This is a genomic window from Desulfovibrio sp. OH1186_COT-070, assembly GCF_003860215.1.
In the GTDB taxonomy this organism is placed as follows: domain Bacteria; phylum Desulfobacterota; class Desulfovibrionia; order Desulfovibrionales; family Desulfovibrionaceae; genus Desulfovibrio.
The window spans coordinates 1-10308 of the sequence record NZ_RQYH01000047.1 but is presented as its reverse complement, the minus strand read 5'-3'; the positions used below and the strand labels follow the sequence as shown (position 1 = coordinate 10308).

Annotated in this window: 10 protein-coding genes and 1 pseudogene; 8 read left to right on the top strand and 3 right to left on the bottom strand. The window is 61.5% G+C overall.

The features are described from left to right. Positions 1-91: 91 nt before the first annotated feature. Positions 92-403 carry an HD domain-containing protein gene (locus tag EII23_RS11110; RefSeq protein WP_221620388.1) on the bottom strand — a complete coding sequence of 104 codons (312 nt, stop codon included), beginning with the start codon at positions 401-403 and terminating at the stop codon, positions 92-94. After that, the gene (locus EII23_RS11105; protein ID WP_124793432.1) at positions 384-725 is read right to left on the bottom strand and encodes an HD domain-containing protein; all 342 of its coding nucleotides are present in this window, start codon (positions 723-725) and stop codon (positions 384-386) included. The genes EII23_RS11110 and EII23_RS11105 overlap by 20 nt, the downstream gene beginning before the upstream one ends. 100 nt (positions 726-825) lie before the next feature. Between EII23_RS11105 and EII23_RS11100 the strand changes: the two genes are divergently transcribed. The 8 genes from EII23_RS11100 (at position 826) to EII23_RS11065 (ending at position 10036) form a co-directional block, all read left to right on the top strand. Next, entirely contained in the window at positions 826-1065 is a 240-nt protein-coding gene (locus EII23_RS11100) for a FeoA family protein (protein WP_124793431.1), read from the top strand. Between the two features lie 17 nt (positions 1066-1082). Then, positions 1083-3545, top strand: coding sequence for a ferrous iron transport protein B (feoB, locus tag EII23_RS11095; protein WP_124793430.1), 2463 nt, complete (start codon positions 1083-1085; stop codon positions 3543-3545). A gap of 11 nt (positions 3546-3556) precedes the next feature. Continuing rightward, positions 3557-3874: a hypothetical protein gene (locus tag EII23_RS11090; RefSeq protein ID WP_124793429.1), complete on the top strand. Its 318-nt coding sequence runs from the start codon at positions 3557-3559 to the stop codon at positions 3872-3874. Positions 3875-3925: 51 nt separating this feature from the next. Continuing rightward, a complete protein-coding gene (locus tag EII23_RS11085) occupies positions 3926-4753 on the top strand; it encodes a DUF4198 domain-containing protein (RefSeq protein ID WP_124793428.1) in 828 nt (275 codons plus the stop codon). 217 nt (positions 4754-4970) lie between these two features. Next, the gene (locus EII23_RS11080) at positions 4971-5966 is read left to right on the top strand and encodes an efflux RND transporter periplasmic adaptor subunit (protein WP_124793427.1); all 996 of its coding nucleotides are present in this window, start codon (positions 4971-4973) and stop codon (positions 5964-5966) included. Beyond that, positions 5963-7705 (top strand): ATP-binding cassette domain-containing protein, encoded by a 1743-nt coding sequence (locus tag EII23_RS11075; protein ID WP_124793426.1) that lies wholly within the window; start codon positions 5963-5965, stop codon positions 7703-7705. Before EII23_RS11080 ends, EII23_RS11075 begins: the two co-directional genes overlap by 4 nt. After that, entirely contained in the window at positions 7702-8898 is a 1197-nt protein-coding gene (locus tag EII23_RS11070; protein ID WP_260424701.1) for an ABC transporter permease, read from the top strand. The genes EII23_RS11075 and EII23_RS11070 overlap by 4 nt, the downstream gene beginning before the upstream one ends. Before the next feature lies 1 nt (position 8899). Next, the gene (locus EII23_RS11065) at positions 8900-10036 is read left to right on the top strand and encodes an ABC transporter permease (protein ID WP_124793425.1); all 1137 of its coding nucleotides are present in this window, start codon (positions 8900-8902) and stop codon (positions 10034-10036) included. A gap of 187 nt (positions 10037-10223) precedes the next feature. Here the strand turns inward: EII23_RS11065 and EII23_RS11060 are convergent. Then, positions 10224-10308, bottom strand: a pseudogene (locus EII23_RS11060) (IS5/IS1182 family transposase); the annotation flags it as partial.

The window sequence follows — 10308 nt, the reverse complement described above, 5'->3', positions numbered from 1 at the left end:
CTGTCTGTAAACCGTGATTTTTTCATGTAAAATCTCCCGCTTCATGAGTATGGGAAATTCTACTTTCAAACGCTACCATTTTTTGGGGGGATTACACTGTATCGGGAGGGAAAAAGTGTTCGTCAGAACCGATCCAGTCGGCCAGCGTTATCAGTCCGGCCACGCTCCACAGGACAGGGTCATTTTTGTCCACCTCGGGCAGGGTCGGCCTGCCGCAACGCTCCCACATTTCCTGCAGGCAGGTCTGGCGCTCCTGCTCCAGCACGCGTTCCTGCACCCTGGGCACATAAGGAGCGGAACTGTACCGCCTTGTGATGCGGCCGTGGTGCGCGCCCACCACTGCGGCCCAGCATGCGGCGCTTTTGGGGCTGCAATGCCCGCCTTCATGGCAGAACTTGTGCAGGCTGTCCCGCGAGACAAGAGAGGGAACGCGCGTAGAGCGCCTTCCAGCCTTCCCGGATGGCCCGGCGGCTCAGCCCCTGAGACTCCAGCCAGGCGCGAGACAGTTGCAGAAAGTCCAGTGACAGTTTGCCCACATCGTGGCTTGCCGCCAGAAAAAGCACGGCCTGTGGCGTGATGCGGCACTGCGCGCAAAAACGGGGGAAGCGCCGCAGCAGTTCTTCCGCCACATGAAGCACGGCCAGCAAGTGCTGGCGAACCGGGATGCCCGGAGCTCCGTTGCAGGTTTTCGCCCAATCACGAAGATTTTCGGGAAGTTCTGTCATATTTTGTCCTTTTTCGGAATTGGTCATGTGACAGTGTGTTGACAATGAACTTTGTTTTCATTATCCAACAAAAAGTCGCAACGGAACAGGAGGCGCGCCAATGACACTCAACGACCTGCAAACAACAGCCCGCTGCACGGTGGCCCGCGTCACCGCAGGCGGCATGCTGGGGCAGCGGCTCTGCGATCTCGGCTTCTGTCCCGGCGTGAGGGTTCTTTTTGTGCGCCGCGCGCCCCTGCGGGATCCCGTGCATGTGCAGATCGGCTCCTATCATGTGGCATTGCGCGGTGAGGAAGCCCGGCAGATTGAAGTCGAATCCGTGCAGTCCGTCAAGGCCTGACAGCAGGAAGGTGCCAAATGAAACAACTGCTGACTGTTCTGGCCGGGCAGCCCAACTGCGGAAAATCGACGATTTTCAACATGCTGACCGGCGCGCGCCAGCATGTGGCCAATTATCCCGGCGTGACCGTGGAGAAAAAATCCGGCGTCTTTGTGGAAAGCGATGTCAGGGTTGATCTGGTGGATCTGCCCGGAACCTACAGTCTGGCTTCATGGTCGCCGGAAGAAAAGGCCGCGCGCCAGTTCATCGTGGAGGAAAATCCCGACCAGATCGTGGCTGTGCTGGACGCCTCCACGCTGGAAAAAAGCCTGTACCTCTGTTTGCAGCTTATGGAGATGCAGCGCCCCACGCTGGCGGCGCTGAACATGCTGGACGTGGCTGCCAAGCGCAAGGTGGATGTGGATGCGGATGCGCTGGCCAGGGCTCTCGGCATTCCTGTGGTGCGCGTACAGGCCAGCAAGGGCGTGGGCAAGGCGGATCTGCGTGCGGCCATTGCTCTGGGCAAGGGGGTGGCCGGTGACGGCGCTCCCGTAAATTATGGCCCGCTTGAGGGAAGTATCAGGCGCATATCCGCCCTGCTGCCCGCAGACGGAGTTCAAGGTTATCCGGCACGCTGGCTGGCCGTCAAACTGCTGGAAGACGACAGCCTTGCCCTGGACATTTTGTCCCGACTGGACAATGCGGTGAGCATCGCCGAAAGCGTTGCCGGAGAGCGCGAGGCCTTTTTGCGCGACCAGAACGAGGATGCCGTGCGCGCCATTGCTCATGCCCGGTATGCCCGTGCCCGCGAGATTGCCTCTCTCTGTTCCCGGCGCGAGGCTTTTGTCAGTTCCATGACCGAAAAGGTGGACGCTGTTCTCTGCCACCGTCTGCTGGGGCCGCTGATTCTGGTGGCCGTGCTCTTTGTTTTTTACCATGCCTCGGTGACTCTGGGCAATTATATGGCCGCCCAGATCTGGCCCCTCTGGGGCAAGCTGGAGGTGCTGGCGGCCACTCTCCTGCCAGCGCAGGGCTTTCTGGAAGACCCGCTCTTGACCTCACTGGGCGTATGGGTGGTCAAGAGCATTACCGCTGTGCTCAATTATCTGCCCATTTTCGTCATCATGTTCGCGCTGGTGGCCATTCTGGAAGACTCCGGCTATATGGCGCGCATCGCCTTTGTTCTTGACCGCGTTTTTCACCGTTTCGGCCTGCACGGGCAGTCGACCCTGCCGCTCATTCTGGGAGGGGTGTATGTGGGCGGCTGCGCCATCCCCGGCGTCATCGCCACGCGGGCCATCCCCGACGAGCGGGCGCGTCTGGCCACCATTCTCATCGTGCCCATGATGAACTGTCTGGCCAAGGTTCCCCTCTATCTTTTGCTGGTGGGGGCATTTTTCAGCGCGCACGCGGGCTATGCCATGTTTTTCATCGGCACCGTGACCCTGCTCATGGGGCTTGTCATGGCCAAGCTGCTCTCCATGACGCTATTGCGCGGCAAACCACGGGCCCCCTTTATCATCGAACTGCCCATCTACCACATGCCTTCCGTGACGGGCGTAGTGCGCCAGACCTTTGACCGCATCTGGATGTTTGTGCGCAAGATCGGTTCTGTGGTGGTGGCTGTGGCAATCATCGTTTTCATGCTTGTCAGTTTTCCCGGTCTTCCGGCAGAGCGCATGGCGCACTACCAGAGAGAACAGCAGTCCATGGAGGACGAATTCGGCGCAGCCGTAGCCAAAACCTCCCATGCTGACCGCCTCTCTGCCGAAGATATCGTGCCTCTGCTGCTGTATCAGGAGTCCCTGCGCGAGGCCAAGCGCGGCGTATCGCAGGAGGAGGCTGATACCATCAACGCCCGCGCCCTAAAGGAGCATCCCGTCTATGCGGCTGTGGCCCTGCGCCAGGGCAAGGACGGCAAGGATCTGGCAGGCGCTTTGCGCAAGATCGACAGCCGGCGGAAGACCCTGCGCCGTGAAATGCGGCAGGAGATTTTTGAAAACAGCTTTCTCGGGCGCGCGGGCAAGGCTCTGGAAGGCGTGACTGCGGGCGCGGGCTTCACCTGGCGCATCAACGTGGCCCTGCTTTCCGCCCTGGCCGCCAAGGAGAACAGCGCGGCCACCCTGGGAGCCATCTACGGCCTGGACGGCACGAGCGTGGGCGAGGGCATGGCCGCCCTCAGCGGCTTTACGCCGCTGCATGCGCTGGCCCTGATGCTTTTCATGGCCCTGTACCCGCCCTGCCTGCCCGCAGCCATCATGGTCAAGACGCAGGCTGCCTCAACGGGCTGGATGCTCTTTTCCATTCTTTTCCAGATGAGCATCGGTCTTGCTGTGGCCACCCTGGTGTTCAGCGGCGGCATGTGGCTCGGATTGACGGGTTTTGAGGCCATGTGGGTTTTCTACGGCCTCTGCCTCCTCGTTCTGCTGGCTTTGGCCCTTGTGCCCCAGCGGGACGAATTTTCCCCTCCGGTTCTCCGGACAAAAATCACCCCCCAGTAAGGAGTTTGATCATGGTCAAAGTTTTTGCCTCACTGTCCCTTGCCGCTTTGCTGGCGCTACCCGGCATGGCCCTTGCCCACAGCCCTGTTTTTGACTGCTACGATAACGGCGACGGAACCATTTCCTGCCAGGGAGGCTTTTCGGACGGCTCCTCCGCCGCGGGCGTGACCGTGAAGGTGCTGGACGGCAAGGGGGCTCCCATCGAGGAAGGCAAGCTGAACAGCAACAGCGAAATTTCTTTCAAAAAGCCTTCTGGCGACTACAAGGTGATGTTTGACGGCGGCGAAGGCCATTCCATCGTGCTGGACGGCAAGAAAATCGTGCAGTAGCCGCCCTTGCGCGGGCATTTCACGAAAATGAAATTCTTTTTGGAGGACGCAATGAAAAAAACGGTGTTTGCTGCTCTTGGTCTGGCCGGTGCTCTCATGCTCTCTGCTCCCGCCCAGGCGCATTTCATGATGGCCTATACTCCGCAAACCGCCCTTGAAAAGGCGCAGGATCTTGATTTTCGCATTGTCTTCACACACCCTGCAGAAGCGGGCCACATGATGGACATGGGCGGCGTGAAGGAATTTTATGCCCTGCACCAGCGCGGAGAGGGAGAACCCCAGAAGATCGATTTCAAGGGCCTGCTCAAGGAGATTACCTGGAAAAATCCCGAATCCAGCGCACCGGCTTTTTCCGCGCTCATTCCCCGCAAGGATATCCGCAGCATGGGCGACTACATGTTCGTCATGATCCCCGGCTACTACTATGAAAAGGAAGAAGGGGCCTACATGCAGCAAATCACCAAGCTGCTGGTCAACGTGGGGGGCGTGCCCGGCAACTGGAACACCCCTGCGGGGCTGCCCTGCGAAATCGTGCCTCTGGCCAAGCCCTACGGCCTCTGGACGGGCAATGTATTCCAGGGGCAGGTGCTGTCCGAAGGCAAGCCCGTGCCCAATGCCGAGGTGGAAGTGGAATACATGAGCCATGCCCCTGATCTCAAGAAGAACGGGCTTTCCGCCAAATCGTCGGTCAAGTACCCCAACGGGGTGCTGGTGACCCAGGCCATCATGGCCGATGCCAACGGCGTGTTCAGCTTTGGCCTGCCCAAGGCGGGATGGTGGGGCTTTGCCGCTCTGGGCGTTGGTCCCGACAAAAAGTACAACGACAAGGAATTGTCCCAGGATGCCGTTATCTGGGTTCAGGCCGTTGACATGAAATAAGCCGTTCCTTTTTCCTTCCATACCAAAGGCCGCGGGCTGACGCTCGCGGTCTTTGAATTATTCTCTCATGCCGGGGCTGTGAGCAACGGTACAACCGGGCGGACTGCGCCTGCCTCCGACAGCCATATCCACCGTTTCTCCGGTTTCTGGACAGCACTCTGCAACTTCCCTATATTCTTTTTGCGGCATGGTGGTTCCGGGCCGCAGAGGAGACGGCATGTCCTTTTCTCGTCGGTTGTTGGGCATCGGGGTGGCGCTGGCTTTTGCGCTGGCTGCCTTTGGGGGCTGGCAGTGGTGGAGCCGTGAGTCCGGTTCGCTGGTCCTTTGGGGCAATGTGGACATCCGTCAGGTGGAACTGTCCTTTCGCGTGGACGGGCGCATCGCCCGGGTTCTGGTGGACGAGGGGGCGCAGGTTGCGCCCGGTCAGGAACTGGCGCACCTGGAAACGGATATCCTGACACTGCAAAAAGATCAGGCCGCAGCCCTTCTGGAGCAGCAAAAAGCAGCTCTGCTGCGGCTTGAGCGCGGCTACCGCACCGAAGAAATCGCCCAGGCCCGCGCCGCTGTGGCTGCTTCCCAGGCTGTGGCCGACAATGCCCTTGTGCATCTGCGGCGCGTCACGGCCATGCGTTCTTCCAACGCCATTTCGCAGAAAGACTTGGACAACGCCCGCGCCGGAGAGCGCGAGGCCCGCGCCCGTCTGGCTTCCGACAATGATCGTCTGCGCATGCTCCTTGCCGGCTATCGCGAAGAAGAAGTTCTGGCGCAGAAAGCCGCTGTGGACTCTGCCTCCGCTGCTCTGGAACTGGCACAAACCCGCCTGAACGATGCCCGCCTGCTCGCTCCCCAGGGGGGAGTGGTGCTTGTGCGGGCCCGCGAGGCCGGAGCCATTGTGCAGGCAGGGCAGACCGTCTATACCCTTGCCCTGACCAGACCCGTCTGGCTGCGGGCCTATGTGGACGAACCCCGCCTGGGGCGCATCAAACCCGGCATGTCCGCCAGGGTTCTGGTGGACGCCGCGCCGGGGCGGAGCTTTGCGGGCACAGTGGGCTTCATTTCTCCTGTGGCGGAATTCACGCCCAAAACAGTGGAAACCGATGAGGTGCGCACGGCTCTGGTCTACCGTGTGCGGATACAGGCGGAAGATCCGGAAAATGTCATGCGGCAGGGCATGCCCGTGACCGTCATTCTGGGGGAAGAACCCGCGCCATGACAGGCCCGGCCGCAGAGGATACCGCCGTCAGGCTGGAGGGGCTTGTGGTGCGCTTCGGCACAGGCGCACGTGCCCTGACGGCCCTAAACGGCGTGGACGCCGCGCTCCCCGCAGGGCGCATCACCGGGCTGGTTGGCCCGGACGGAGCGGGCAAGACGACCCTCATGCGCATCCTGGCCGGGCTGATGCGCCCCAGCGCGGGACAGGCCCGCCTGTTTGGCGCCAGCCCCGAAGAATTTGTGCGTCTCCAGCCCAACAGTGTGGGCTATATGCCCCAGCGGTTCGGCCTGTACGAGGATCTTTCCGTCATGGCCAACCTGCGCCTGTATGCCAGCCTGCGCGGCCTGGAGGGGGACGAGCGCGATCGGCTGTTTGCGCGCCTGCTGGATTTTACCGGGCTTGCCCCCTTTGGGCGCAGGCTGGCCGGCCGACTTTCCGGCGGAATGAAGCAGAAGCTGGGCATTGCCTGTGCGTTGCTGGGGACGCCGCGGCTGCTCCTGCTGGACGAGCCTGGCGTGGGCGTGGATCCGCAGTCGCGCCGCGACCTCTGGAACATGGTGCAGGAATTGAGCCGCGGCGGCATGACCGTTGTCTGGTCTACCGCCTATCTGGACGAAGCCGAGCGTTGCCCCGGCGTGCTCATGCTGGACGGGGGCAGGGTGCTGTATGCCGGGCCGCCACAGGAATTCACAGCCAGGGTTGCGGGCCGCGTCTGGCTGCTGGAGGTCGGGGCAGGGCATCGCCGCGCGGAACTGGCAGGGCTGCTCACACGGCCGGGCGTTGAAGACGCGCTGATCCAGGGCAGCCGCATCCGCCTTGTGCTGGCGGCCGATGCGCCTCCCGCCCTGCGCGCATATCTGGAAGAGCGGGGGGCGCGGACAGCAGAAGCGCGTCTGGAAGACGCGTACATGAGCGCGGTGGGCGGCATCAGCCACGCGCCTTCCCCCTACCGGCGCGCGCACCCCGCGAAAGATGCCGCTGTGGGCACAAAAAAATCGCGCATCGCAGCCCGCGGCCTGACGCGCGCCTTCGGCTCCTTTGTGGCTGCGCGTGACATCAGCTTTGATGTGGCTCCCGGCGAGATTTTCGGGCTGCTCGGCCCCAACGGAGCGGGAAAGTCCACCACATTCCGCATGCTCTGCGGGCTGTTGCGGCCCACCGCCGGAACCTGCTCCGTGGACGGTGTGGATCTTCTCACCGCAGGCAGTGCGGCCCGCGCGCGGTTGGGCTACATGGCGCAGAAGTTTTCCCTGTATCTGGACATTCCTGTGCAGGAAAACATCAGGATATGCGCCGATCTCTATGGTCTGGACAGCGGGCAGCGCGCCCGCCTGCCGCGACTGGCGGAAGCCCTGGAGCTTTCCGCTTTTCTGCGCAGCCCCACCCGCACCCTGCCGCTGGGGCAAAAACAGCGGCTGGCCCTGCTCTGCGCCACGCTGCACCAGCCCCCTGTGCTCTTTCTGGACGAACCCACATCCGGCGTGGATGCCCGTACCCGCCGGGACTTCTGGAAGCATATTTCGGCCATGACCGAGGAAGGGGCGGCGGTGCTGGTGACCACCCACTTCATGGAAGAAGCCGAATACTGCGACCGCATTGCCCTCATATACCGGGGGAGCGTGATCAGCATGGGCACTCCCGATGAACTCAAGGCGTCCTGTGCCAGCGCGGAAACGCCCACACTGGAAGAGGCGTTCATTGCCAGTATCGAGCAGCACGACAGGGAGATGCCCCAATGATGCGGGCGCACGGTCCGGCAACGGGGCGGGAGGCAAAGCCGGAGGCGCGGCAGAGCCGGGAGCGTACGCGCCGGAGGCTTTGGCTGCGGCAGTACCGTGCCCTGGTGGGCAAGGAATTTCTGCAAATCGTGCGGGACCCTTCTTCCTGGCTGGTGGCGGGCGTGTTGCCGCTGGTTTTTCTTCTGCTTTTCGGCTACGGCATCACCCTGGACGCCGGTGTGCTGCATCTGGGTGTGCTGAACCAGAGCGGGGGCAGGCATTCTCTGGGGCTGACTGCGGACTTTCTCCATTCTCCCTGGTTTTCCGTAAGATCCGTCCGCAATATGGACGAGGGAGCGCGCCTGATGCGCGATTCGCAGGTGCAGGGGCTGCTGGTTTTCCGGCAGGACTTTGATGCCGCCCTAGAGCGGGGCGGCACAGGCACGGTGCAGATTCTGGTGGACGGGTCCGAACCCAACACGGCCCAGTACATCCAGAGCTACAGCCAGGGGCTGATTGCCGTCTGGCAGCGCGCGGTTTCCGGTTTCGGGGGGGCTGATATCCGGCCGGTCAGCCTGCACACGCGCCACTGGTACAATCCGGCGGCAAAAAGTGTGCAATTTCTGGTTCCGGGAGCCATCACGGTCATCATGACGCTCATCGGCACCCTGCTGACATCGCTGGTTTTTGCGCGGGAGTGGGAAAGGGGCACCATGGAGGCCATGTTCGCCACTCCCGTAAGCCGCATGCAGCTTTTGCTGGGCAAACTCACCCCCTACTTCTGCCTCGGCATGTGCAGCATGACATTGTGCGCAACCGCTGCGGTAACGCTGTTCGGGGTTCCTCTTCGCGGTTCCGTGAGCGCGCTGGCTCTTTTGTCGTCTGTCTTCATGTTCTGCGCTCTGGGGCAGGGGCTGCTGATCTCTGTGACCCTGCGGGGGCAACTGGTGGCGGCCGAAGCCGGTTTGTTCTCGGGATTTCTGCCCGCGCTGCTGCTTTCGGGTTTTGTGTTTGACATCAACAGCATGCCGCCTTTTTTGCAGGCCCTCACATGGCTTTTGCCCGCGCGGCACTTCAACTCCTGCCTGCGCACGGTATTTCTGACCGGCGACGTGTGGGAGGTCTTTCTGCCCGGTCTGGCTTTCATGGTATTGCTGGCTGCTGTTCTGTTGTGCCTGGTGTACAGGAATCTCGTCAAAAGGCTGGATGCCTGACATGGCCGTGGAATCACCGCTCAACTGGCGGCGCATGGGCGCCATTGTCCGCAAGGAAATGCTGGTGCTTTTCTGCAACAGAGTTTCGCGCATGCTCCTCATCATTCCGCCGTTCATGCAGCTTGTGATTTTCGGCTGGGCGGCCACCATGGAAGTGCGCAATGTGGACGTGGCTGTGCTCAACCACGACAGCGGCCGCTGGAGCGGCGAAATCGTCCGGGCCTTGCAGGGGTCGCCGTCGTTCCGCAAGGTGTTCTTTCTGGAACGGGAGGCGGACATAGCGCCGACGCTGGAGCGGGAAAAGGCTCTTTTCGTGCTGGTGTGCGGGCAGGACTTTTCGCGCGGGGTGGAGCGGGGCGATCCGGTCAACGTGCAGGTCATCACGGACGGGCGACGGTCCAATGCGGCGCAGATTGCCGTCTGGTATCTGGAACGCATTGTGAGTGTTCTGGGGCAGAGCATGCCTCTGGGGCAGGCGGCAGAGCGGCACAGTGCCTTGCGGCTGGATGTGCGGCTGCGCTGCTGGTTCAACCCCAATCTCGAGTTCCGCTGGTTCTTTCTGCCCAATCTCATCGGCATGCTGAGCTTCATGCTGGGGCTGGTGGTGACCGGGCTTTCCGTTGCGCGGGAGCGGGAAATGGGCACGTTTGACCAGTTGCTTGTTTCCCCGGCAACTCCCGTGGAGATCGCGCTGGCCAAGCTTGTGCCCGGTTGTCTGGTGGGCATGGCGCACGGCACACTGTTTCTGCTCATCTCTGTTCTGGGTTTCGGCGTACCCTTTACCGGTTCACTGGCCCTGCTCTATACGGGAATGCTGGTTTTTTCCGCAGCCTCGGGCGGGGTGGGGCTGATGGTTTCCTCGCTTTCCTCCACGCAGCAGCAGGCCTTTCTGGGGGCGTTCACGGTGGGGGTGCCCTGCATTCTCATTTCCGGGGCGGTCACGCCCGTCATCAACATGCCCGTTTTTCTGCAATATGCCAGCCAGTTCAATCCCGTGCGCCATTTTACCGCCCTTGTGCAGGGGATTTTTCTGAAAGACGTGACGGCGGCCGCAGCCGCCGTCAGTCTGGGCAAGATCGTCTGTATCAGCGCGGTGGCCGTGAGCGTTGCCGTATGGATGTTCCGGCGCCGGGCCTGAAGTCTGGACAGGCGGTTTGGGGCTTCGTGGCTTTATCCACGCGTTTTTTCAAGCTCGGTTTTTGCGGCTGACCTCAAACAGCGCCTCAACTCAGTTTGTTTGATAGCGGTAATATCCTCGGAAATACCCATAATGCGGCAACCATTGGATATATTTTCGATTTCGGCTGCAAGGTTAGATAGTGTCGTCAAATTATAGTTGCCCACAATGAGATGCACCTGATTTGCACGGCGGCAAGGAAGGAAAGGCTTCGTTTTGCGTAGCGCGTAGCG